Origin of the sequence: Streptococcus sp. WB01_FAA12 (assembly GCF_012843315.1) — a bacterium.
Lineage (GTDB): Bacteria > Bacillota > Bacilli > Lactobacillales > Streptococcaceae > Streptococcus.
In genome coordinates, this window is sequence record NZ_JABAEX010000021.1 from 1 (window position 1) to 599 (window position 599).

The 599-nt window shown below is 46.1% G+C and carries 1 protein-coding gene; it reads right to left on the reverse strand.

The genetic code is table 11. The annotated features are described in order from the left end of the window. A partial coding sequence (locus HF881_RS10370; protein ID WP_206283226.1) for a hypothetical protein occupies positions 1-599 on the reverse strand: 599 nt, incomplete at both ends.

The following is a 599-nucleotide window of genomic DNA, read 5'->3' on the forward strand; positions in this document are numbered from 1 at the left end:
GATTGACTTGCAGATACAGACGCTGAAGCTGATTGGCTAGCTGATACTGATGCTGAAGCTGATTGACTTGAGCTTACTGATGCGCTAGTTGATTGGCTTGCAGATACTGATGCTGAAGCTGATTGACTAGCTGATACTGATGCTGAAGTTGATTGGCTTGAGCTTACAGATGCTGAAGCTGATTGGCTTGCACTTACAGATGCTGAAGCTGATTGGCTTGAGCTTACTGATGCGCTAGTTGATTCGCTAGCTGATACAGACGCTGAAGCTGATTGGCTTGCAGATACTGATGCTGAAGCTGATTGACTTGAGCTTACTGATGCTGAAGCTGATTGACTAGCTGATACAGACGCTGAAGCTGATTGACTAGCTGATACTGATGCGCTAGTTGATTGACTTGCAGATACAGACGCTGAAGCTGATTGGCTTGCAGATACTGATGCTGAAGCTGATTGACTTGCAGATACAGATGCTGAAGCTGATTGGCTAGCTGATACTGATGCTGAAGCTGATTGGCTAGCTGATACAGACGCTGAAGCTGATTGGCTTGAGCTTACTGATGCTGAAGCTGATTGGCTTGCAGATACTGATGCTGAAGC